General features: G+C 64.9%; 16 protein-coding genes and 4 pseudogenes. 6 read left to right on the top strand and 14 right to left on the bottom strand.

The genetic code is table 11. The annotated features are described in order from the left end of the window. Positions 1 to 307 precede the first annotated feature (307 nt). Together AC3IFE_RS01065 and AC3IFE_RS01060 are read left to right on the top strand one after the other, a co-directional pair. Positions 308 to 940: a lysophospholipid acyltransferase family protein gene (locus AC3IFE_RS01065; RefSeq protein ID WP_089467931.1), complete on the top strand. Its 633-nt coding sequence runs from the start codon at positions 308 to 310 to the stop codon at positions 938 to 940. Positions 941 to 979: 39 nt separating this feature from the next. Then, complete coding sequence (locus tag AC3IFE_RS01060; protein ID WP_489189325.1) at positions 980 to 1,909, top strand: phosphatidate cytidylyltransferase; 930 nt, start codon at positions 980 to 982, stop codon at positions 1,907 to 1,909. A 198-nt stretch (positions 1,910 to 2,107) separates the two neighbouring features. Here the strand turns inward: AC3IFE_RS01060 and AC3IFE_RS01055 are convergent, their stop codons facing one another. From AC3IFE_RS01055 to AC3IFE_RS01025, 7 genes and pseudogenes are all read right to left on the bottom strand, one after another. Next, complete coding sequence (locus AC3IFE_RS01055) at positions 2,108 to 2,239, bottom strand: peptide transporter (RefSeq protein WP_489189324.1); 132 nt, start codon at positions 2,237 to 2,239, stop codon at positions 2,108 to 2,110. A gap of 5 nt (positions 2,240 to 2,244) precedes the next feature. Further along, positions 2,245 to 2,627, bottom strand: a pseudogene (locus AC3IFE_RS01050) (ShlB/FhaC/HecB family hemolysin secretion/activation protein). Continuing rightward, positions 2,522 to 2,998 (bottom strand): hypothetical protein, encoded by a 477-nt coding sequence (locus AC3IFE_RS01045; RefSeq protein WP_489189343.1) that lies wholly within the window; start codon positions 2,996 to 2,998, stop codon positions 2,522 to 2,524. Before AC3IFE_RS01045 ends, AC3IFE_RS01050 begins: the two are co-directional and overlap by 106 nt. Next, positions 2,998 to 3,429, bottom strand: a complete 432-nt coding sequence (locus tag AC3IFE_RS01040) for a hypothetical protein (RefSeq protein WP_489189323.1) — start codon at positions 3,427 to 3,429, stop codon at positions 2,998 to 3,000. Before AC3IFE_RS01040 ends, AC3IFE_RS01045 begins: the two co-directional genes overlap by 1 nt. Before the next feature lie 8 nt (positions 3,430 to 3,437). Beyond that, the gene (locus AC3IFE_RS01035; RefSeq protein WP_489189322.1) at positions 3,438 to 10,496 is read right to left on the bottom strand and encodes a hemagglutinin repeat-containing protein; all 7,059 of its coding nucleotides are present in this window, start codon (positions 10,494 to 10,496) and stop codon (positions 3,438 to 3,440) included. A 53-nt stretch (positions 10,497 to 10,549) separates the two neighbouring features. Next, positions 10,550 to 10,912, bottom strand: a pseudogene (locus AC3IFE_RS01030) (hypothetical protein); the annotation flags it as partial. A 111-nt stretch (positions 10,913 to 11,023) separates the two neighbouring features. Next, positions 11,024 to 12,985, bottom strand: a pseudogene (locus AC3IFE_RS01025) (two-partner secretion domain-containing protein); the annotation flags it as partial. A 213-nt stretch (positions 12,986 to 13,198) separates the two neighbouring features. Between AC3IFE_RS01025 and AC3IFE_RS01020 the strand changes: the two are divergent. After that, positions 13,199 to 13,384 (top strand): annotated as a pseudogene (locus AC3IFE_RS01020) (phosphatidate cytidylyltransferase); the annotation flags it as partial. 40 nt (positions 13,385 to 13,424) lie between these two features. Here AC3IFE_RS01020 and AC3IFE_RS01015 read toward each other — a convergent pair. The 5 genes from AC3IFE_RS01015 to AC3IFE_RS00995 form a co-directional block, all read right to left on the bottom strand. Further along, positions 13,425 to 14,249: a topoisomerase IV gene (locus AC3IFE_RS01015; RefSeq protein ID WP_489189321.1), complete on the bottom strand. Its 825-nt coding sequence runs from the start codon at positions 14,247 to 14,249 to the stop codon at positions 13,425 to 13,427. A gap of 51 nt (positions 14,250 to 14,300) precedes the next feature. Further along, a complete protein-coding gene (locus AC3IFE_RS01010; RefSeq protein WP_256979592.1) occupies positions 14,301 to 15,053 on the bottom strand; it encodes a hypothetical protein in 753 nt (250 codons plus the stop codon). A 304-nt stretch (positions 15,054 to 15,357) separates the two neighbouring features. Further along, positions 15,358 to 15,669, bottom strand: coding sequence for an AtuA-related protein (locus AC3IFE_RS01005; protein WP_301738834.1), 312 nt, complete (start codon positions 15,667 to 15,669; stop codon positions 15,358 to 15,360). After that, positions 15,669 to 17,027 carry an acyclic terpene utilization AtuA family protein gene (locus AC3IFE_RS01000; protein ID WP_489189320.1) on the bottom strand — a complete coding sequence of 453 codons (1,359 nt, stop codon included), beginning with the start codon at positions 17,025 to 17,027 and terminating at the stop codon, positions 15,669 to 15,671. Before AC3IFE_RS01000 ends, AC3IFE_RS01005 begins: the two co-directional genes overlap by 1 nt. A gap of 40 nt (positions 17,028 to 17,067) precedes the next feature. Then, positions 17,068 to 18,366, bottom strand: a complete 1,299-nt coding sequence (locus tag AC3IFE_RS00995; protein ID WP_489189319.1) for a CitMHS family transporter — start codon at positions 18,364 to 18,366, stop codon at positions 17,068 to 17,070. 97 nt (positions 18,367 to 18,463) lie between these two features. Between AC3IFE_RS00995 and AC3IFE_RS00990 the strand changes: the two genes are divergently transcribed. Then, entirely contained in the window at positions 18,464 to 19,360 is an 897-nt protein-coding gene (locus AC3IFE_RS00990; protein WP_489189318.1) for a LysR family transcriptional regulator, read from the top strand. A 33-nt stretch (positions 19,361 to 19,393) separates the two neighbouring features. On the opposite strand, the gene AC3IFE_RS00985 is transcribed toward AC3IFE_RS00990, so the two are convergent. Together AC3IFE_RS00985 and AC3IFE_RS00980 are read right to left on the bottom strand one after the other, a co-directional pair. Further along, complete coding sequence (locus AC3IFE_RS00985) at positions 19,394 to 19,978, bottom strand: flavin reductase family protein (RefSeq protein ID WP_089467199.1); 585 nt, start codon at positions 19,976 to 19,978, stop codon at positions 19,394 to 19,396. Between the two features lie 132 nt (positions 19,979 to 20,110). Continuing rightward, complete coding sequence (locus tag AC3IFE_RS00980; protein WP_301738825.1) at positions 20,111 to 20,536, bottom strand: VOC family protein; 426 nt, start codon at positions 20,534 to 20,536, stop codon at positions 20,111 to 20,113. A 112-nt stretch (positions 20,537 to 20,648) separates the two neighbouring features. On the opposite strand from AC3IFE_RS00980, the gene AC3IFE_RS00975 reads away from it, so the two are divergent. Together AC3IFE_RS00975 and AC3IFE_RS00970 are read left to right on the top strand one after the other, a co-directional pair. Beyond that, positions 20,649 to 21,539: a LysR family transcriptional regulator gene (locus AC3IFE_RS00975; RefSeq protein WP_489189317.1), complete on the top strand. Its 891-nt coding sequence runs from the start codon at positions 20,649 to 20,651 to the stop codon at positions 21,537 to 21,539. Positions 21,540 to 21,875: 336 nt separating this feature from the next. Beyond that, positions 21,876 to 22,193: lytic transglycosylase domain-containing protein (locus AC3IFE_RS00970; RefSeq protein WP_489189316.1), on the top strand; the 318-nt coding region annotated here is incomplete at its 3' end.

The raw sequence follows: 22,193 nt of genomic DNA, 5'->3' as shown, positions 1-22,193 counted from the left end.
GCCCGCCAGCGTGGCGCCAATCTGGCGTTTTTCGGCGAAACTCGCGATAATCCGCTGGCCCGATCGCCGCGAGATTCATTCGAACGGCAGACGGGCACTCGTGCAACAGCCGATTATCACGCCGCCGACCGGCGCATTCGCCGCGACGCAACAGCGTGCGACGGCGAATCGTCCGATTATCGCGGACCTGCGACAGGCAGCCACGAATTTTGAAAAAATTTAAACAAGAGCCGTCCGGCGCGCATCCTGCCGCGCCGGCATTCGGGGGTTCCGTCCGCCGCGCATGCATGCAGGAGGCCGCGCGCCGATGAACATCCTCAACGTCTGGCAGCGCGATTTCCTGCTGTCCATCGTGCGGCTCGTCGCCGGCGCGTATCCGGTGTGGCATCAGGCGCCGCCGTCCCCGACGCAGAAGATCTATTTTTCCAACCATACGAGCCACATCGACACGCTCGCGATCCTCGCCGCGCTACCGCGCGACGTGCGCGCGGTCGTGCGGCCGGTCGCCGCGCGCGACTACTGGGACAGCAGCGACCTGAAACGCCACATCGCGCAGAAGCTGCTGAACGTCGTGCTGATCGACCGTCATCGCGAATCCGGCGGCGATCCCCTCGACCCGGTGCGCGACGCGCTGCGGCAGGGCCACTCGATCATCATCTTCCCGGAAGGCACGCGCGGCGCCGACGTATTGCCGCAGCCGTTCAAGAGCGGGCTGTTCCATCTGGCGACCGAGTTTCCGGACGTCGCGCTCGCGCCCGTCTACCTCGAGAACCTGCAGCGCATCATGCCGAAGGGCGCGATCTGGCCCGTGCCGCTGATCTGCAAGGTGCATTTCGGGGCGAACGAAGCGCTCGGCGCCGACGAAGACAAGCCGACCTTCCTCGCCCGCATGCGCGACGCGGTCATCGCGCTCGCGCCGCCGCAGCGGCCGGCCGGCTGAACGCGGCGCGCCCCCTTCTCCCTTTTCCGGATACCAACCATGCGAACCCTCTTCTGGGAACTGGTCGCGGGCGTCACGGGCGTGCTCGTCGTCGCGACCGTGATCGGCGCGATCCTCGGCGCGCGCAGCGGCGGCACCAGCGCGACCATCGTCAACCTGAACCAGCGCATCCGCGCGTGGTGGGCGATGATCGCGATCATGGCCGTCGCGATCGGCCTCGGCAACAACGTCACGTACCTGGTGTTCGCGCTGCTGTCGTATCTGACGCTGCGCGAATTCATCACGCTCACGCCGACCACCGCGAGCGACCATACGACGCTGTTCATCGCGTTCTTCATCGCGATCCCCGTGCAGTACCTGCTGCTCGGCATCAACTGGTACGGGATGTACTCGATCTTCGTGCCCGTGCACCTGTTCTTCGCGATGTCGCTCGTGTCGGCGCTCACGCAGGACACGCGCGACTTCCTGAGCCGCAACGCGAAGATCAACTGGGCGCTGATGGTGTGCGTGTACGGGCTGAGCCACGCGCCGGCCGTGCTGATCCTCGACATCCCGCGCTACGCCGGGCAGAACGCGCTGCTGCTGTTCTTCTTCCTGTTCGTCGTGCAGATCAGCGACGTGCTGCAGTACGTGGTCGGCAAACTGTTCGGACGCCGCAAGATCGCGCCGCAGCTGTCGCCGTCGAAGACGGTCGAGGGTTTCATTGGCGGCGGCCTGCTGGCGACGCTGTGCGGCGCGTCGCTGTATCGCGTGACGCCGTTCAGCTTCGGCGCGGCGTTCGGGATTTCGCTCGCGATCGTGATCGCGGGCTTCGTCGGCGGGCTCGTGCTGTCGGCCGTCAAGCGCTCGCTCGGCACCAAGGACTGGGGCTCGATGATCGCCGGCCACGGCGGCATGCTCGATCGCGTCGATTCGATCTGCTTCGCCGCGCCGGTGTTCTTTCACCTCGTGCGCTATCTGTACGTGTGACGTGCGGGAGGTGCGATGCCGCCCGGCGTACGTCACAACTTGTCGCGGATTCAGCGCTGTGTCGGTCGTCTAGCTGAAGTGGCACTAGCAAGCGTGGCGTTCGAACATCGATAGCTGACCAGAAAAACGTCGGCTTCGGGTCCTCCTCGTCGGCATTATTGAATCCATGAAATGCCGGGCGGCTCGATCGCGTATTCATCAAAACTGGGCCGTTAGCTGGAAGTCGAGCGTGACACGGTTCGTCGGAAAGCCGGACGGCTTGTACACCGGTGTACCGGCGAACAGGTCGTAGCCGTATCCGCCGAAACGCGTCGCGACGCTGCTCTTCACGCCGGTCACCGCGCCTGCCAGTTGCGTGCCGACCAGCGCGACCGGCTGCGGCCCCACACTCGACCGTAGTCGAGGCCCGCGTAGACCGCCATCCCCGTCTGCCCGATCGGTGCTTGAGGCTCGTTGCGCCAGTAGAAACCACGCGCAGCCGCGAGCATCGTTTCGCCGTCGAACCCACGCACGGTATAGCGGCTGCCGATCGTCAGATCGTCGATGTAGTACAACGTGTTGCCCGTGTACTGGCGTGGAATGTCGTGACGTAGCGGAACGGTTGCTGCGCGATTAAGAACGGTACCGACAGATTCGCGTCGAGCACGGCCATCTTGTAGCGATAGGTCGGGCCGCCGTCGGATGCCAGCATGTCGTCCTGCGCGCCGAATGCGCCGATGCCCTGGCGATACGCGAGCGTGCCGTCGATCTGCGCTTGGGTATATTTTCCTTTGCGTTATCTGCAAGCTGCTTCGCAAGCGTCTTTTCATCCGGATGAAACTGCCGATTGAACCGATCAACGTTATACCCAGAGAACGCCCCCGATTCACCGCCCACGACACCACCGGCCCCCGTCGCAAGCGCGTTGGCCACAATGTTGCCCAGCGCCTGATTCATATTGGCGTTCCCGGTCGGATCGCTGCCTGCGATCGCGCTGCTGAGCTCGTTCAGCTTGCCGGAGGCGATCGACGCAATCGCCGCACCGGCTGCGCCACCGACCGCATTGCCGCCTGCCAGTCCAGTCACCAGCGCCGCACCTGCACCTTTCATCAGTGCGCACACCTTCGAATCGTCAAAGCGCTATAAGTCATATTGATCCCGTACACCGCCTTCCCTTCGCTATACTCGACACCTCTTCGCACTTCCGCACTAATACCTTGTTTGCAAAGAATAATTACACCATCCGAATCAACTTCCCTCCATCCGATACGCTTCAACCCTTGACTGTATTTACCGCCCAATTCTGGCACCCACGTTTTCGCGTCGATCCCCACATACAAATATGCAGACCCGTACTTATAATTATGCGATCTCACCGCCACAACACCACCATTCATCAAAATGACATCCATGTCGCGCCGCATAATTCCAAATTTTTCGCCTCCATCAGTCGGATTGTTTCTCACCCCCAAAGTCATAAAAATAAATCCAACAACCGCAACAACAATCCAAATCTTTTTATCCAATTTCATCTTTGTCATGCGGAGGATCATCTCCGCTTAGGTTGCATGCCAGGAATTGTAAAGACTGGGAAGGCAACACCAGTGGAACCACCTCCGCCGGGATTGGGCGCACGTGTAAGTCCACCAAAGCCTACACCAACCTCTACGGATGTATCTCCTCCGAAAGCATGATTACCACCCACACATCCGCCGTACGCACACAAATTTGCCCCAAACGATGCACCTGCAAGAAAATTATCTGTTATATCCGCCTGAAGAGTGGGGACTTTATTAGCTCCAGCCGGAATGATGCCAACGGTGACAGACGCTCCCGGTATCACTGGAACAGCACCGCCGCCTCCCAAATAAACATTCCCGTTGTGCAGGTTAATAGAAATGCCCGCCGAACTACCAAAAGCAGAACCGCCAATAGTTACGTAATCAAGCGTCCCAGGGCGAGTGGCAAGTACATTCGAGACGAATGCGTTACTGTCAGCTCGCAAATCCTCAGCGTTGTACTGAAACAAACTACGCCCCGGCGTTTGCTTCACCATGCCACCGTAACCCGAAGCTGCGAAGTACGTCCCATTGTAATTCTTCAGTTGAGTCTGTTCGACCATATAACCGGCACCCTCTTGCTCCAGCGCTGAGTACTTTGCGTAGTCTGCCGTACCCGGCGCGTACTCCGCTGCACAGTGGACTAGTGCGCATCCCGCCGCTTCCAGTCGATGCTCCTTGTTAGTATCGCCGTTGGCCAAATCATGTATGACTTTCTTTTCTTCGGTGTGAAGTTGGCGATTGAATCGGTCAGCGTTATAACCAGAAAACGCCCCCGATTCACCGCCCACGACACCACCGGCCCCCGTCGCAAGCGCGTTGGCCACAATGTTGCCCAGCGCCTGATTCATATTGGCGTTCCCAGTCGGATCGCTGCCGGCGATCGCGCTGCTAAGCTCGTTCAGCTTGCCGGAGGCGATCGATGCAATCGCGGCACCGGCTGCGCCACCGACCGCATTGCCGCCTGCCAGTCCAGTCACCAACGCCGCACCTGCACCTTGCATCAGCGCGCGATTCGCTCCGCCTTCCTTCCAGGCATCGACACCTGCCTGGTCACCATTCTTCTCGGCTTGCCGTTTCATCTCGTCGGCGTAGTCACCGATCCGTCGCGACACCGCTTCGCCAGCCGCGGTGGCCGCAGCCATCATGTCCGACTGGTTGGCCAGCAGGTTCTGCATGTCCGGAAGTTTCGCGACCGTTCCGTTCGTGTTCGTCGTATCGCGATTCAAGCTGGCCACATCCTGCTTCTGGTTTGCCGAATCCGTGATCGTCACCGTCCCCGCGCTCACGCCGCTCTTCGTCGTCGCGCTATCACTGCCGCTGTCATTCTGGCCAAGCATGGGCGCAGCGCCCCCCGTATTCTTGCCCGACGTGCTGCCGTGCGTGCTGTAGTTCATTCCGCCGTCGCCGGTCGTCGCGCCTGCACTGAAGCCGCTCGAGCTCGCATCGTAATGCGACTGGTTCTGGACGTCCGAGAAGGACAGCGAACCTGTCGTCAGGGAATTCTTCGACGCATCCGCGTCGCTCGCGATCAGCCCACCCTTCAGATCGGTATTGCCGGTGACGTTGATATTGAAACCGCCATCGCCTGCGTGAATCCCTGCCTGTTCATTGACGCCCGCATAGCTGCCCGACGCGTTGCCCTTGCTTTGGCTGACGCTCCCGCTGGCGCCGCCCTGACTGACGCTGAAGCCACCGCCCGAACTCGACTGATGCGCCGCGCTCGACAACGTATCCTGCAAGCTGACGATGTTCAGATTCCCGCCCACATCGGCGTTGACCTGATTACCCTTCACGTTCGAGCCGATGATGTTCGTATCGCCGCCCGAGATGATCGTCACATTGTTTGCTGCGGTTACATGGCTATTGTTCTGCGTAGCCAGATCGCTGTTGCCGTCGCCGTTGGCCTTCGACATCGCCGCGGAAACACCGAACCCGCCCGTGCCGACCGACACACCCACGCTCGCACTCTTCGACTCGTTCGTGCTGCGCGTCGAGTCGGTGTCCGTCGTATTGACGATATTGACCTGATTCTTCGCAGCCAGAATCACATCGTTCGCGTTCACGTTTGAGCCGGCGATCGTCACATTGCCGCTACCCGGTTGCCCGTTCCCCGTTGCAGCAAACGCCACCGTTCCGCCCGCATTCACATTCGAGCCACGATTCGTCGCGCTGTCTTCGGAGAATGCGCTCTTGCTGTGACTGCTGCCGACGCTGACTTCGACCTTGAACTGAGGCGTTTCGCCCGCCCCCAGCGCCCGGACCACATCGCCCGCAGCCATGTTCGCATCCCATGCCGCGCTCGCCGCGGCCATCCCGTGCAGCGCCGCTGCCCGGCCATCCTGACTATTGCCGGACGCACGCGATTGACCCACAGCGTTCGACACCGCGTCGATCACCGGCGCCTTCAGCGCCAGCGTCAGGCCGCTCTTCGATACTTCTTGCGTCTCGCCGCGATGGTTCGTGTCCTCGGCGGAGTCAATCGTCACGTTCGCGCCTGTCCCGCTGAGATTCTTCGCGGCGATCAGGTCGCTGCCGGTCACGTGCAAGTCGTTTCCAGCCGTGATGCTCAGGTTGCCCTTCAGCGAACCGATCGAACTGGCGTTGTTCGACACCTCGGTCGTCTGGCTGGTCGTCTTCAGCGAGCTGCTGCCGACTGATACCGACAGTCCGCCGCCCGACATCAGCCCGGATTCCTTCTTGTTGTAGTAGCTCGACGACTGCAAGGTGTCCTGCGACGTCGTCACCGTCACGTTGCGCGCTGCCGTGAGCGTCACGTCGTTCGTTCCGACGATGGTGCTGCCCTGAACATTGACGTCCTTTCCGCTGACAATGTTCACGCCGTCCGCTGATACCAGACTGCCGCGATTGAGCGTCATCGTCTGGTCGATCCCGCTCGCAACCTTCACGCCGCTTACGACATTGCTGTGGCTGTGCGTTTCGTGTGAGTTCAACTCGTGCGTCTCGGTTGCCGCGCCGACGTTCACGTCGCCGGCCGCCAGCAGGTTCGCGTTGCCCTTGTCGAGACTGATTGCGCTGCCGGAAAGCGTGATGTCCTTGCCCGACACGATATTCACCGTATCACCGCCCTTGAGCGTCGTCCCGGTCAGCGCCTGATCGGACATGTGCAGCGTCTCCGCGTAGCTGCCGTGACTGTCGCTGCCCGAACTGTTGCTGTTCACCGTCGATGTCGTGCTCGCTGCGCCGAGCGTCACGTCGCCCTTGGCAGCAAGGGTCCCGCCCTGGGCGAGGTCGATCTGAGCGCCCTTGGCCGTCAGGTCTCCGCCGACGGCGATCAACGATTGCCCACCGACCGTCACCGAGCTGCCGGTGACCTTGTTGATGTCGGTGTTCGACACCCCGTTCGCCCGCTGCACGATCTTGTGCTCACCCGTCTGCACCGCACCGAGATCCCAGTTGCCGCCGACGGTCATGCCGAGATTTCCGCCGACCAATAGGTTCCCCGCGTTCTGCTGGAAGTTGCCGCCGGTGACGATCGACGCATCGCCCGCGACGTCCAGTTTGGCGGTTGGCCCGAGCGTCGTCACCACGCTCGTCGCGCCATCGCGGCTCACCCGTGTGTTCGTCTTCGTCGCCGTATCGAGAATCAGGTCCTTGCCGGCGTCCAGCTGCAGACTGCCGGCCTTGACGCTCGCCGACGTCAGGTCGATGTTGTTTTCGGTCTTCAGCGACATCAGTCCACCGCTTTGCAGCGCACCGAACGCGTTGTCGATCTGCTTGCCCTGAATGGCCAGCGTGTTGTCCGCCTTGATCGTGCCGCTGTTCGTGAAGGACTGTGCGTTCTGGAAGTCGATGTTCGTCGCGCTGATCAGCGGGCCGTTGACATTCTGCTGGTTCGCCTGCGCGAGATACACGACCGGCACCAACACCGACTGACCGTCGACCACCCGCGTTTCCATCATGACCACGTTACCGGTCAGCTTCGACACCTGATCGGCCGACAGGCTCGCACCCATCGGCAGATCGAGCGACTTCGACAGATCCGCGCCCGCCGTCATCAACGATTGGTACATCGTCTGCAAGTCCGCGTATGGTCCCAGCACCGCTTTTCCGGTCAGCGCCGTCACCTGGTTGCGCACGAGTTGCTGCTCATAGAAGCCGTCACCGAGACGCTTCGGAATATGCGTGAGGTCGACACCAAGCTGCCCGAAGAAGTAGTCGCTCGAAATGAAGTTCTTCTGGTTCGTGAACGCCGGGTTCGTCTCGATCACGTAATGCGCATTCGGCTCGGTAGTCGGCCGGTACAAGCCGCCCTGCGGAATCGTGAGGTTGTTCAGCACGTTCAGCGCCGTCGCACTGGCGATGATCGGGTCGACCGGCGCCGACGGACCGCCGTGTACGGCCGACGCGTCCGATTTCGCGCCGCTTGCGTTACCGCTCAAATTGGTGGGCGTGAGACCCGGCACCGACTGCCCTGGCAGCAAGCCGAGCGACGGAATCGATGCGTTGCCGGCCGTGTTGTTGACGCTGACGCCCGTTCCCGAGATCGTCCCGTTGGAACTCAGCGTCGAGAAGTAACCGGGCAGCGTGTAATCCTTGATCGACGCCGGTGCCGCCTGCGTGTAGCCGCCCGGACGGCTGCCGACGAACGGCGCATTGCCGAACGGCAATTGCCAGTCGTGTTCGGTATTGTCGTAGTTGTTGTAGTGATACTGCCCCGAGTAGGAAACCGACACGCCCGGCAGTTTCTGCCCGGACGCTGCCCAACCGTCGGCGTCGTAGCGCGCCGGCATCTTGATGTTGCCGACCGCCGCGATGTTGCTCCAGTAGTTTTGCAGGGTACCGACCGACGACGCATCGATCTTGCCACCGGACACGATCTGCGCGGCCGGGCTGATGTCTGTCACGGTCGTCGCCGTCGCGCTGTCCGCGTAGTAGGTCGTGAACTGATATGTGCTGTTCCACTGACCGCCATGAGGCGGATCGGTGTAGACACCGCCGATGCTGTCCGGATCCTTCACGCCAACCTGGCCAGTGCGGCCGCTGATCGGAATGCCGAACTGCGCGAGCGACGCAGGATCGATCTGGTTGGTGGACGTCTTCATCACGCGACGCGTGCTCGTCACCTTGTCCGCATGCAGTTCCATGTCGCCTTGGGACTGGATCAGCGCGGACACGTTGTTGACCAGCGCGGCGTTCGTATAATTGCCGCTGGCATCCTTGCCGCCTGCCAGCACGACCTTGCCCATGCCGAAGATCGCCGTCGTCGCCATCGAATCGGTCGCAGTCGCGTCGTCGCGGTTTTCGATGTCGTGCGCGAGGATTTCCAGCGTACCGTTGCTGTCCGATGCACCGATCAACGCGGTCGGCCCGAGGTTCGAGATCGTATTCGTCGCGTTGAGCGAAGCGCTCGCGCCCACGAGCACGCCCGTATTCGTCAGGTTGACCGATTGCGTGTGCAGCAGACCGCCGGCAGTCAATGCGCCCACGTTGACGATGTTGCCCGCGTTGACGCTCAGGTTGTTGACCGACTGCAGGTTCGCGTTGTTCGTGAAGGTGCCGGGCAGCGTGAAGGCGAGATCGTGACCGACGTTGAACTGCGTGTCGGATGCCGCCGTGTAATCTCCCTGCAAGTTCACGTTCGCGTCGCGCGTTGCGCTGTACGTGCCGCCGCCCTGCAGCGTGGCCGCCGCGACCGACAGGTCGTGCGTCGAGCTGATCTGGCCGTTCGTATTCGTGACGGCGCCGCTCATCGTCACGTCCACGTCGCCGTTCGAATTCGTGACATTGCCGATCGTGCCGCTGCTGTTGTCCAAGGTGTTGCCCTGGACATGAAGCGATGCGCCGCTGAGCTGACCACCCTGCGTGTTACTGATCGACGCTGCGCTGACCGTAACATCGCCGTTGCCGGTAATCGCGCCCATGCCCGATACGCCGCCGGCGTGACTGTTGGCGATCTGGTTGCCGCCTTGCACCGTCATCTTGCCCGCGCCCAGGTCGACAATGGCGCCGTCCGCGTTGTCGATCGAGGCCGATTGAATGGCGAGCGTGCTGGTGTCGCCCGCAACCGATTGCCCCGCCTGGATGTGGCCTCCTCGGTTTGACAGAACGCCGCCGTTCTTCAACGACAGCGACGTGTCCGATCGCAGCAGGCCCTGCGCGTTGTTCACGTCGCCCGCAATCGTGGCGTTGATGCCGCGCTGCGCGGCGAGGATACCGCTCGCGTTGTTCCAGGAAGCCGCGTTGACGATGGCTTCTCCCTTCGTCACGATGGTGCCCGACGCGTTGTTCAGCGCGCTGGCCCCCTTGCCGGGCGCGATCGTCAGCGTGCCGGTGCCGGCATGCGTAATGGTGCCGCCTGCGTTGTTCAGATCGGCCGGCGTGAGCGTCAGGTCTGTGCTGTTGGTCTGGATCACGCCGGCGGCCGAGTTGTCGAGTGTGCCGCTGACGTTCATCCCCATCGCTGACGATCCATACTGCGTGATCGTACCGCCATGGTTCACGAGGTTCGCGGCCGTCAGCGCAAGCTGATTGGCCTCGAGCTTGCCGCCGCTGTTGTCGAGCGTCGAATCGGCGGTGACCGACAGGTTCGGCGCGACGATCGAACCGCCCTGGTTCGTCATGGAGCCTGTGTGGATCGTCGCGGTCGTGCTGGCACCGATCTGGCCGCCGTCGTTCGCGAGCGTACCGCTGGTGACGTTCAGATCCGTGTTCGACAACAGCTTGCCGCTCGCATTGTTCAGCGTGCCGGCGACGGTTGCCGTCAGTCCGTTCTGCGCGTTGATCGAGCCCGCCGCGTTGTTCAGCGTGCCGGCTTGCGCGACGACGCGCCCGTTGCTCGCAATGGAACCACCCACGTTCGACACCGAACCCGTACCACCGCCAAGCGTCAGCGTGCCGGTGCCGGCATGGGTGATCGTGCCGCCATCGTTCACGAGTGCGGCAGGGATGAGCGTCAGGTCGGTACTGTTGGTTTGCAGCGTGCCGCCATTCGAGTTGTCGAGCGTGCCCGACACCTTCACGCTCATCGCGCCGGCGCCGGTCTGCGTGATCGTGCCGCCGTGATTCACGAGGTTGGTCGCGTTCAACGACATCTGCTCGGCCTGCACGGTGCCGGCGCTGTTGTCGAGCGTCGTACCAGTCAGTGCGGCGGTCCGACCGACTTCGACAACAGCTTGCCGCTCGCATTGTTCAGCGTGCCGGCGACGGTTGCCGTCAGTCCGTTCTGCGCGTTGATCGAGCCCGCCGCGTTGTTCAGCGTGCCGGCTTGCGCGACGACGCGCCCGTTGCTCGCAATGGAACCACCCACGTTCGACACCGAACCCGTACCACCGCCAAGCGTCAGCGTGCCGGTGCCGGCATGGGTGATCGTGCCGCCATCGTTCACGAGTGCGGCAGGGATGAGCGTCAGGTCGGTACTGTTGGTTTGCAGCGTGCCGCCATTCGAGTTGTCGAGCGTGCCCGACACCTTCACGCTCATCGCGCCGGCGCCGGTCTGCGTGATCGTGCCGCCGTGATTCACGAGGTTGGTCGCGTTCAACGACATCTGCTCGGCCTGCACGGTGCCGGCGCTGTTGTCGAGCGTCGTACCAGTCAGTGCGGCGGTCCGACCGACGATCGAGCCGCCTCTATTGATCAGGCGCGCGCCCGCGTCGACGGTCACCTTTTGCGCGGCCTCCAGGGTGCCGCTACCGTTGTCGACCGATTGGCCCGAAACGTGAAGATTCGTGTTGGATGTGATCGCGCCACGGTTGACAACGTTTGCGCCGCGAACCGAGACATCACCGTTGCCGCCGATCACACCGCCTTGCGCGCCGTTCGCAGTCGTCCCTGCGGCATTGGTCAACTGGCCGCTCGTTGTCACCGACAGGCCGTCGCCGTTGAGCGATGTGATCCGGCCCGCCGTGTTGTCCAGCGACGCACCGGCCACCGTCGTGCCGGCCGCGCTTTGAAGCGTGCCCTGATTGTTCGCGATGGCGCCGCCATGCACGTCTGCCGTGCTCTCGGAAATCAGTTCACCGGACTGGTTGGCGATCTGGCCGGCCACGTTGACCGACAGCGGCCCCTGCGATGAAACCTTGCCGCTCTGGTTCGACAGATTGCCGCCGGTCAGCGTCGTGCTGCCGCCGCTCGACAGACTGCCGTGATCGTTGATCACGGTGCCCGATGCGTTCGCCTGGATGGCGCCTTGCGCGCTTGTGGTCGCGTTCGACAGGTTCATGTCGCCGGCCGTCGCGTTCAGTGACAGATTGCCGTTTGCTGCGGTCTGGCTGCCGGCGAGATTCACGCTCGCACCGGTCAGTGACGCATTGCCGCCCGCTATGTTCTGCCCCGTTGCGCTCAACTGGCCCGAGGCTGTCAGGTTCAGAGCACCGCCCCGGCCTACCGACCCGTCGTTGTTCACGCCCGCGCCGAGCGTGCCGGTCGAATTGACGCTGTCCGCATTCACCGTCGCGCTCTGCTGCGCGGCGAGCGTCCCGGTGTTCGTGAGATCGGCGCTTGTACTGGCCGACAGCGATTGCTGCGCGTAAGTCGTGCCGCCGTTCTGGATGCCCCCGGCAGCCGACAGCGCGAGGTTGCCGCTCGCGGTCGTCTTGCCCGTCAGTACGAGCCGGCCGTTTGACTGCAGCGTCAGATCACCCGCCTGCGCCGCGATCGTACCGGCGTTGACGACCCCCACACCGTTCTCGTTCGATGCGAGGAAGATCCTGTTGGCATACATGCCGCCCAACTGACTCACGTCGATCGCCACCGACGGAGCCGGGCCGTCGCCGGCGATCGGTGTCGCTGCAAGCGTGTCGTGATTGACCCGGGCCGCGCCTGCGATCACGTTCAAGTTCTTCGCATAGATGGCGGAATTGGTCTGTACAGCGCGGGCGATAAGGTCCACCTGATCGGTACCGGTTACGTTCAAACCGGCGCCCGAGACGGTCACGAGCCCGCGGTTGACGTTGTATCCGGCAAGCGAACCATCGGTGCCGTAGAACGGCACACCGGTCGTCAAGGTCGCGCGACTGGTATTCAGGAAGCTTCCCCCGTCCACGAAAATCCCGGACGGATTAGCGATGACCATCTCCGCGCGAGCGCCTGCGATCTCCACGGCGCCGCGAATTTGTGAGGGGTTCGGGCTGTTGACCTGGTTGACGATGATCCGCGCGGCCTGCCCGGCTCCGTAATTCGGGTTGCCGTTGATCCAGCCCGCCTGCTGCGTCTGAACCATCGTGGCCGAGTTGTTCAGGATCGCGCCAGCCTTTTGGACATCGAACTGATTGTAGGTGTTGACCGATACGCCGGCGCCTGAAGGCTTGGCCACGTTGACCTGGGGCAAGCCGTTCGGCGTCTGGATCACCCGCGTGCTGGTGCCGGGCGTCGGGATGATCTGTGCACCGGACAGGGTGGGCAGCATGCCGAGCGCGGCGATACCCGCTACAACAACGCAAGCGCCGGACGTCGACGATCGCGGCCGTGCACGTACTTCGCCCGTCGCCGATTTGCCCTCGGCGATCGCTGTCTCCGCGACGGCCACCACCATACCCCGAAGCCTGGAATACACCAGGCGGTGCGTATTTTTGTTCATTCTCGTCGACGCGGCCCGCGTCCATTCGTTTGCTTATTGGACGCGAGCTTACTGAAACATCGAAAAAGTGACTGTCAGTTATTGCCAAGCTGTTGAAGGAGAACCACAAATCCCGCATTTCGGACCTGTCTAATTGACGTGTACCGACGTACGACTTAGCAAACCGCGAATCGAACGAGAAGCCTCCGAGTACCCTGCGAATTGGCAGTTTTAATCTCGCTCGCGATCGTGATCGCGGGCTTCGTCGGCGGGCTCGTGCTGTCGGCCGTCAAGCGCTCGCTCGGCACCAAGGACTGGGGCTCGATGATCGCCGGCCACGGCGGCATGCTCGATCGCGTCGATTCGATCTGCTTCGCCGCGCCGGTGTTCTTTCACCTCGTGCGTTACCTGTACGTGTGATGTGCGGGCGGGGCGAGGCCGCCCGCTTCCGCGCGACGGATCAGTACCCGTCGCGCAGCGCCTTCGGCACGGTGTAGCGGCCGCGCGCGGCGTCGAACTTCACCGTGTAGCGCGCGTGGATGGCCTTGTCGCCGCGCGTGCCCGTTTCCGTGACCATCAGCGGATAGACGTCGCCCGTGCCGCTCGTGTCCGGCGCGATCTCGAAGCGGCGCTCCTCGCAACGCGCGCGAGCATGCGCGCATTCCGTCGATTCGGCATTGCCGAGCGCCTCGTCGATACGCGCCGCCGCATACACCAGCCCATTGCCGTAGGGCAGCCAGATCGAACGAAAGCTTTGCGTGTAGCCTTGCCGCGTATCGCTTTCGCCGATCACGAACCCGAACAGGTGCGGCCCGAGCCGCTCGATGCGCACCGTGCCCGGTTCGCCGCGCTGGCCCGATGCGATCTCCGTTTTCTTCGCGACCGGCTCGAGCGTCCTGCCGTCCGGCGAAGGCTTCAGCACGTACAGGTCGATCGCGCCCGGCGTCGCATCCGAATCCATGCCCGGCATCCCGTTCTGCACCGCCGCCTCGGTCTCGCCGCACATCGCGAGCAACGTGCGCGGGCCGTCCGCGGTCGCCACGCGCAGCACGCCGCACGGCGAATGGATGAAATCGCCCTCTTCCGCCTGCCAGCCCTTGCGGTCCGCACGCCAGTCGCCGTACGTGTCGTGGATGAAGGTTTTCAGTTGACGGTCGGGCTGGGCCGGCTCGGCGGCATGAACGGGCGACAGCGCGGCGAGCGCCGTGAATGCCGTGAACGCGCCGAGGGCGGCGCGCGAAGCCGCGGGCGGCTTGAGACGTCGATTCCGGTTCTGGATAGTCATGACGAGGTTCGGTCGGATGGATCGGTGGCGGATTGTTGCAGAAACGACGGATCAAGGTTGCCGCGGTGCGATGCCGGTGCCATCGGGCTTCAGCCGCGCGGTTCGCACCCATCCTTCGGCGATACCGCGCGTACGCGGATTCAGGTAGACGACCGACGTGAAGCGGCCGTACTCGGTCCGCGCGTCGACGTGGTCGTGCTCGACGATGAACAGCCCGTCGATCCTGCATGCGTCGTCCGGTGCGGAAAAAAACGGCAGCCGCCCGTTGCCGACGACGACGCGCCCGGCGTCACTGCCCATCACGTCATCGCCTTGCGCCTGCGCACGGCGGTTCAGCGCATCGCAATCGACGGCACTGTGCATCGGCGCGGCCGATACCGAACACGTCGACACGAAACGCGACAGCGCGCGCCGGTCGATCTTCAGCACGTCCGGCCGGTCGGGATCGCGTGTGACGTCGAGCGCCTGCATCGTCCGCGTATCGAGTGTCACCCACCCGACCGTCGCTTCGCGATTCGGCGTGCCGGGATGGTCGGGCGTCGAGAACAGGCGGATCCGATAGACGTCGCCGTTGCGCTCGTCCACGTCGGCATGGATGTCGTGCCGGGCAAACGCGGTCTGCCGCAGCGCCGGTACGATCAGTGCCGTCAGCCGTTCGTTGCACGACGCCGGCGCGGCGGCGGCGGCCTGCACGGCCAGCGCGCCGACGCACGCAAGCGCGACGCGCACGGCGATGGCCGCGCGCCGGCTTCGCCGACCGGCCTCGTCATTCGCGCCGGTCGGCGCTACGATCTCGTTCTTCACGCTTGGCTCCGTTCGGTACGCGCGGGCATCGACCCGCAAGGCCGTAGCGTACACGCACGCGCGCCGAACCACATCCACCGACACCGCCCATCAACCTGAAGCTCGACATCGCCCAGCGCGCCGGCCACGACGGCGACAAGCACGACAACCTGCCGCGCGCGATCGGCGACTATCGTCGGAATCGGCGTCTGCACGTCGCCGGCGAACGCCTCGCGCACGCGAACCGGCGTCGCGAACTGCTGACCCCGTGAGTCCGAATGTGAGCGTGAACGCGCGTGCGGCTGGCCGCGCACACGGTCACGCGTCACGCCGGGTCCGGCACCTCGATGGCCAGCAGCGCCGAACTGACCGACTTGCCATGCGCATCGAGCGCGAGCGAGCGCGTGACCCCGCCGCCGAGCGCATCGCGCAGCACGAAGTTGAACGCGCCGAGCGCCGGCAACTCGTAGCGCACGACGTCGCCGTGCACGATGCCCGCGAGCCATGCCTTCACTGCTTGCGCATCCAGATGCGTGCACAGATGGTCGTAATGACGCGGATCGCGGCAGATGACCGACACGTTCAGCGTATTGCCCTTGTCGCCGGTGCGCGCATGCGCGAGTTCACGCAGTTGCATCAGGCCTCCACGAATGAAAACGACGGCGTCACGGCCGCGCGCGGCAGCAGCACCGACTGCACGGCGATCACCTCGCGCGTCGATTTGAACGCGCCGCCGCCGCCGGCCGGCCCGTTCGTATAGAGCGTCTCGACTTCGTTGCCGATCCGCGCGGCTTCGGCGGCGTTCGCCGCGCGGCCGGCCACCCGCACGCGCACCTCGGCCGGCTCGCCGCGCACGGCCGGCGTCGCGTCGCCATACAGCGCATCGACACCGATCAGGTCGAAGCGCAGCTCGCTCGCCGCGACGCCGGTCAGCGCGAGCCGCTCGCGAACGATGTCGAGCGCCAGACGCGCACGCGCAAGCGCGCCGGGGCCGCCGTACGAGATCTGGCCTTCGCCGATCCAGCCGTCGACGTAAGCGACCGACACCTTCAGCGTATCGGGCCGCGCGGCGCCGCGCCCGCCCGTCACGCGCACGCGATCGGCCGCCTCCTCGGCGACCGCCACGCGCGTGAAATCGGCCACGACGTCGGGTTGCAGATACCGCGCCGGGTCGTGAATCTCGTAGAGCAGCTGTTCCTTGCAGGTCGCCGCGCTCACGCGGCCGCCCGCGTGCGGCACCTTCGTGATCACGACCGATCCGTCGGCCGCGACCTCGCCGATCGGAAACCCGAGCCGCGCGAGATTCGGCACGTCCTTGTAGCCGGGATCGGCAAAATAGCCGCCCGTCACCTGCCCCGCGCATTCGAGCAGATGGCCGACGACGGTCGCGGCCCCAAGCGCGTCCCAGTCGTCCATCCGCCAGCCGAACGCGTGGATCAGCGGCGCGGCGAACAGCGACGGGTCGGCGACGCGCCCGGTCAGCACGACGTCCGCGCCAGCGGCGAGCGCGTCGACGATCGGCGCGGCGCCGAGATACGCGTTCGCGGACACGATGCGGTCGCGATACGCGGCGACGTCGTCGCCCGATTCCTCGAAGCGGAACGCGCCGCGCTGCACGACGTCGAGCACGTCGTCGCCTTCGACCGCCGCGACCTTCAACCCGGCGATGCCGAGCGACTGCGCGATCTGCGCGGTACGTCGGGCGGCCGCGCGCGGGTTCGCCGCGCCCATGTTCGACACGATGCGCACGCGCTTGGCCGCCGCAGTCGGCAGCACCGCGTGCATCCGCGCGTCGAGCAGCGGATCGTAGCCGAGCGCCGGATCCTTGCGGCGCGCCTGCTGCGCGATCGCGATCGTGCGCTCGGCCAGGCATTCGAAGACCAGATAATCGAGCTGCCCGTGTTCGGCCAGTTCGACCGCGGGCTCGATCCGGTCGCCGGAGTAGCCGGCGCCCGCGCCGATGCGCACGCGTCGTTCAGGTTGCTTTGCTGTCATGTCCGTACCGTCGTCCGGCGGCGTGCGCCGCCGCGAAGAATCAAAAGATGCCGAGCACGACGCACGCGATCGTCATCACGATCGACGCGCCGAACAGCAGCGGAAACGTGAATTTCTGATGCTCGGCCAGCTCGATCCCGCACAAGCCGACGACGAGGAACGTCGCCGGGGTGAGCGGGCTGACCGGAAAGCCCGTCGTCATCTGGCCGAGCAGCGCCGCCTGTCCGACCTGCACGGCCGGCACGCCGAGCTGGCCAGCCACTTCCGCGATCACGGGCAGCACGCCGAAGTAGAACGAATCGGGATCGAACAGCATGCTGAGCGGCATCGACGCGAGACCGAGCGCGACCGGGATGTGGCCCGCCATCGACGGCGGCACGAAGCCGACCGCCGCCTGCGCCATCGCCTTCAGCATCCCGCTGCCCTGCATGATCCCGGTGAACACGCCGGCCGCGAGCAGGATGCCGGCCATCATCAGCGCGGCACGCGCATGCGCGTCGATGCGCTTGCGCTGCATGTCGACGTCGGGGTAATTCACCATCAGCGCGATGCACAGCCCGACCATGAACATGATCGCCGGCGGAATCTTCTCGCCCATCACGACCATCGTGCCGAGCACGACGAGCGTCAGCACGAGGTTGAACCAGAACAGGTGGGGCCGGCGCAGCGCCTGCTCGTCCGGCGTCAGCTCGCGCCTGGGCAGCGGGATCGACGCATCGTCGCGCGACAGGCCAAGCCGCTTCTCCTCGCGCCGGCCGAGCCAGTACGCGACGCCGAACACGAACACGAGCCCGATCGCCTGCACCGGAATCAGCGGATTGAACAGCGCCGACACCGGCAGGTGCAGCGACGCGGACGCGCGAATCATCGGCCCCGTCCACGGCAGGAAGTTGATGCCCGCGGCCATCGATACGGCGGCGGCCAGCACGCGCCGGTCCATCTTCAGCCGGTCGTACAGCGGCAGTACCGCCGGAATCGTCACGAGAAAACAGACGGCGCCCGAGCCGTCGAGGTGGATCAGCAGCGCGAGCAGCGTGGTGCCCATCACGATGCGCGTGGGCCGCGTGCCGACCGCGTGCAGAATCCGGTCGATGATCGGGTCGAGCGTGCCGGCGTCGGTGATTGTCCCGAAGTACAGGATCGCGAACACGAACATCCCGACGACGGGCGCAAGCCCCTTCAGCCCGTCGATGACGAATTTGCTGGTGTGCAATCCGAAGCCGCCGAGCAGCGACGCGGCGATCGGCACGATGATCAGCGCGACGAGCGGCGACATCCGCTTCGACAGAATCGCGGCCAGCAGCACGACGATCGTGCCAAGCCCGAGTAACGGCAGCATCCGTGTCTCCTACCTTGTCTTTTGTTGGAGACGAGCGTAAGGTCGGCGCAGCGATAGCACAATTGAAATGATTTGATCGCAGCAATCATGAACCGTTATGGATCTGAATCTTCGCGACATTCGCGCGTTCGTCACCGTCGCGCACGCCGGCAACTTCACGCGCGCGGCCGCGCGGCTGCACCTGTCGCAGCCGGCGCTGACCGTGCAGATCCGCCGGCTCGAGGAGATCGTCGGCGCGCGCCTGTTCGACCGCAACAGCCGCAGCGTTGCGCTCACGCAGACCGGCCGCGAACTGCTGCCGCTGTTGCAGCGCTCGCTCGACGACATGGAGCGCGTGCTGCGCGATGCGCGTGCGCTCGGCGAAGGCGCGAGCGGCACGGTGCGGCTCGCGTGCCTGCCGACCTTCGCGTCGAGCATGCTGCCGGAGCTGATCCAGTCGTTCCGGCGCGACGTGCCGCGCGCGGGCTTCGAGATCCGCGACGGCGTCGCGAGCCTCGTCACCGCGCTCGTGCGCAACGAGGATGCCGATCTCGGGCTGACCGGCGGCGACACGTTCGATGCGTCGCTGGAGGTGCTGTATGCGGGCGCCGACCGGCTCGTCGCCGTGTGCCCGCGGGATCATCCGCTCGCGCGCAAGCGCCGCGTCACCACCGCCGACGTCGCCGGCGTGCCGCTCGTGCTCACCGCGCAGGGCACGAGCGTGCGCAGCGTCGTCGATGCCGCGCTGGACGCGGCCGGCTGCACGCCCGACATCGCATGCGAGCCGACCTACATGATGACGGCCGTCGCGATGGTGCGCGGCGGCCTCGGCGTGACGATCCTGCCCGCGACCGCACGCGAGGTGCGCGCCGAGCCCGATCTCGTCGTGAAGCCGATCGACGATCCGGCATTCGCGCGGCCGATCGCGCTCGTCGCGAAGCGCGGGCGCACGCTGCCGCGCGTCGCGCAGGCGTTCGCCGAGCTCATGCTGGCGGAATTGAAAAAGCGCGCATGACGCGCGCCCGATTCGGGACAGTGCGTGAGGCGCTTACTGCGCGTCCGGATCGACGTGCAGCGATTCGCCGATCGCATAGAAATTGCCGCCCGCGATGTAGTGCAGGCTGCGCAGCGCGGGATCGGCCGATTCGAAATACCAGTGGCCGTCGCGAAACACGCGCGTGTCCGACCACGCGCCGATCACCTCGCCGATGAACAGGTCGTAGGTCTGCTGGTTGTGCGGCTCCGGAATCAGCTTGCACGCGAGCCAGCCCGAGCAGCCGGCGACGAACGGCAAATCGTGGCCGTCGACGTCGAACAACGTGACGCCCGCTTCGCGCAGCTTGTCGGGCCGCTGCGCGAGGCTGTGGCTGCCGACTGCATGCGTGAGCTGCAATTGCGCGGCCGTCGGCACCTGGATCACGAACGTGCCGCTGCGCTCGACGAGTTCGCGCGTCTTCGCGGATTTGTCGAGCACGACCGTCAGCTTCGGCGGCAGGAAGTCGAGCGCGCACGCCCAGGCGGCGGCCATCACGTTGTCGACGCCATCGTGGCGGGCCGACACGAGCACGGTCGGGCCGTGATTGAGCAGACGGTAGGCCTTGTTCAGCGCCACCGGCGCAATGTGACTGTCCATACGGGTTCCTTGGAGAGCGATGCGCACGGGCCCATACCGTGCGGCGCGGCGCCGGCCGCCGCACCTGCGCGCGGCCGTGCCGAAGGCCGCATTCTCGCACCCAGGTTCAATCGGCGCCGGTGCCGTGGCCGGTCACTTCGCGAACAGCTGGCCGATGTCGCGGAACGCCTTGAATTCGAGCGCATTGCCGCACGGATCGAACAGGAACATCGTCGCCTGTTCGCCGACCTGCCCCTGGAACCGCACGTACGGCTCGATCACGAAAGTCACGCCGAACGAACGCAGCCGCTCGGCGAGCGCTTCCCAGCTCGCCCAGTCGAGCACGATCCCGAAATGCGGCACCGGTACGTCGTGGCCGTCGACCGCATTCGTATGCGCACCTTCCTGTGACGCGGTTTTCGGATGCTGGTGGATCACGAGTTGATGCCCGTAGAAGTTGAAGTCGACCCACTGCGCACTCGAACGCCCCTCTTCCAGACCGAACACGCGGCCGTAGAAATCGCGCGCGGCCGGCAGGTCGTAGACGGGAATCGCCAGGTGAAACGGGGAAAGACTCATGATGGCCTCGTGAAGGAATGCTCGCGTGGCGCGAGGACGGCATCATGGTAGACAACGCCGAGCAAAAATTAAATCAATATAAAATTGGCCCATTCACAAATGGAATTGATGAATGATCCGTGAGCTGAAAACCCTCGTCGCCGTCGCCCGGGAAGGCACCTTTGCCGCCGCCGGCAACCGTATCGGGCTCACGCAGGCGGCCGTCAGCGCGCAGATGCAGCGCCTCGAAGCCGAGCTAGGCTTCGCGCTGTTCGACCGGCAAGGGCGATCGGCGCGGCTCAACGAGCGAGGCCATCACGTGCTCGACCAGGCGCAGGCGCTGATCAGCCTGTACGAGAACCTGAGTTCGTCCGCGCCCGGCTCGCCAGCCGCCGTGCGCGTGACGATCGGCGCGATCGCGTCGGTGCAGAGCGCGCTGCTGCCGGCCGCGCTCGCCGATTTCCATCGCCGGCACCCCGCGTGCCGCACGCGCGTGATACCCGGGCTGTCGATCGAGCTGGTCAACCGGGTCGACGCGGGCGAGATCGACATGGCCGCGATCATCCGGCCGCCGTTTGCGCTGCAGAGCGACCTGCACTGGACGACGCTCGCGCAGGAACCGTTCCGGCTGATCGTGCCGCGCGGCGTGATGGGCAAGGACTGGGCCGCGCTGCTCGCGAACGAACCGTTCGTACGCTACGACCGTGCGTCGTTCGGCGGCCGCCAGGTCGATCGCTTTCTGCGCAAGATGCACCTCGCGGTGCGCGACACCTGCGAGCTCGACGAGCTCGACGCGATCGTCAAGCTGGTCGCGAACGGCGTCGGCGTCGCGATCGTGCCGCAGACCGCCGTGTATCGCCGCTGGCCGGCCGGCGTGCGCGCGATCGACCTCGGGCCTCACACGTTTCACCGCGACATCGGGCTCGTGCATCGTGCGCGGCGCACGATGTCGGAGCCCGCGCAAGCGCTGGCGCAACTCATCGAGGCGGCGTCGCGGCGGCGCGCGGGCGCGAGCGTTTCGTAGTCCATCGTCGCGCCTTTCTCGTACGCGAACATCGCGGCGTTGTCGGGGTGCCCGGCGATTTTCCGTTTCACTGGTTCATCGCCGGTTTCATCGCGCACCTGACGTAATACGTCAGGTTTCCGTCCCCGCCATTGCGTCGGCATTCGCCCAATGCCGGCCATTTTTACCGATTCGCGATCGCCTCGAACCGTGATCCGGCGCGATAAAAATGCGCGGCACCCGCACGGGAAAATGCAAAGGAAAGTTTGACACGAGCCATTTGCCCGCCTGCTATGGCACACTTCGCGTCTGCGTAATTTCCTTGCACCGGGCGCCCGGATTCCGCCCCATCCTGCCATGCCGCGTCATACCACTCGCCCGCTCAGCCGCAACGCGCTGACCCTCGCCTCGACGATCGCGCTTTCCTGCGCGCTCTCCGGCGTCGCACGGGCCGATTGCCTGGACGACGCGGCCGCGTTCCAGCACGTCAGCGTCGCCCTGATGCGCGGCATCGCGCAGGTCGAGTCGGGGATGAATCCGAATGCGATGAACACGAACACCAACGGCACGGTCGACATCGGGCTGATGCAGATCAACAGCACGTGGCTGCCGACGCTCGCGCGCGAAGGGATCACGCGGGAAAGCCTGTTCGATGCCTGCACGAACGCGTATGTC

It is taken from the genome of Burkholderia sp. APQ4-4ca (genome assembly GCF_057837105.1).
This window is presented reverse-complemented; position numbering and strand designations above follow the sequence as displayed.

What these genes read in the sequence shown, in the direction of transcription:
- AC3IFE_RS01065 (WP_089467931.1), top strand. Translation starts at nt 308, where the DNA reads ATGAACATCCTCAACGTCTGGCAGCGCGATTTCCTGCTGTCCATCGTG.
- AC3IFE_RS01060 (WP_489189325.1), top strand. Translation starts at nt 980, where the DNA reads ATGCGAACCCTCTTCTGGGAACTGGTCGCGGGCGTCACGGGCGTGCTC.
- AC3IFE_RS01045 (WP_489189343.1), bottom strand. Translation starts at nt 2,998, where the DNA reads ATGAAAGGTGCAGGTGCGGCGCTGGTGACTGGACTGGCAGGCGGCAAT.
- AC3IFE_RS01040 (WP_489189323.1), bottom strand. Translation starts at nt 3,429, where the DNA reads ATGACAAAGATGAAATTGGATAAAAAGATTTGGATTGTTGTTGCGGTT.
- AC3IFE_RS01015 (WP_489189321.1), bottom strand. Translation starts at nt 14,249, where the DNA reads ATGACTATCCAGAACCGGAATCGACGTCTCAAGCCGCCCGCGGCTTCG.
- AC3IFE_RS01005 (WP_301738834.1), bottom strand. Translation starts at nt 15,669, where the DNA reads ATGCAACTGCGTGAACTCGCGCATGCGCGCACCGGCGACAAGGGCAAT.
- AC3IFE_RS01000 (WP_489189320.1), bottom strand. Translation starts at nt 17,027, where the DNA reads ATGACAGCAAAGCAACCTGAACGACGCGTGCGCATCGGCGCGGGCGCC.
- AC3IFE_RS00995 (WP_489189319.1), bottom strand. Translation starts at nt 18,366, where the DNA reads ATGCTGCCGTTACTCGGGCTTGGCACGATCGTCGTGCTGCTGGCCGCG.
- AC3IFE_RS00990 (WP_489189318.1), top strand. Translation starts at nt 18,464, where the DNA reads ATGGATCTGAATCTTCGCGACATTCGCGCGTTCGTCACCGTCGCGCAC.
- AC3IFE_RS00985 (WP_089467199.1), bottom strand. Translation starts at nt 19,978, where the DNA reads ATGGACAGTCACATTGCGCCGGTGGCGCTGAACAAGGCCTACCGTCTG.
- AC3IFE_RS00980 (WP_301738825.1), bottom strand. Translation starts at nt 20,536, where the DNA reads ATGAGTCTTTCCCCGTTTCACCTGGCGATTCCCGTCTACGACCTGCCG.
- AC3IFE_RS00975 (WP_489189317.1), top strand. Translation starts at nt 20,649, where the DNA reads ATGATCCGTGAGCTGAAAACCCTCGTCGCCGTCGCCCGGGAAGGCACC.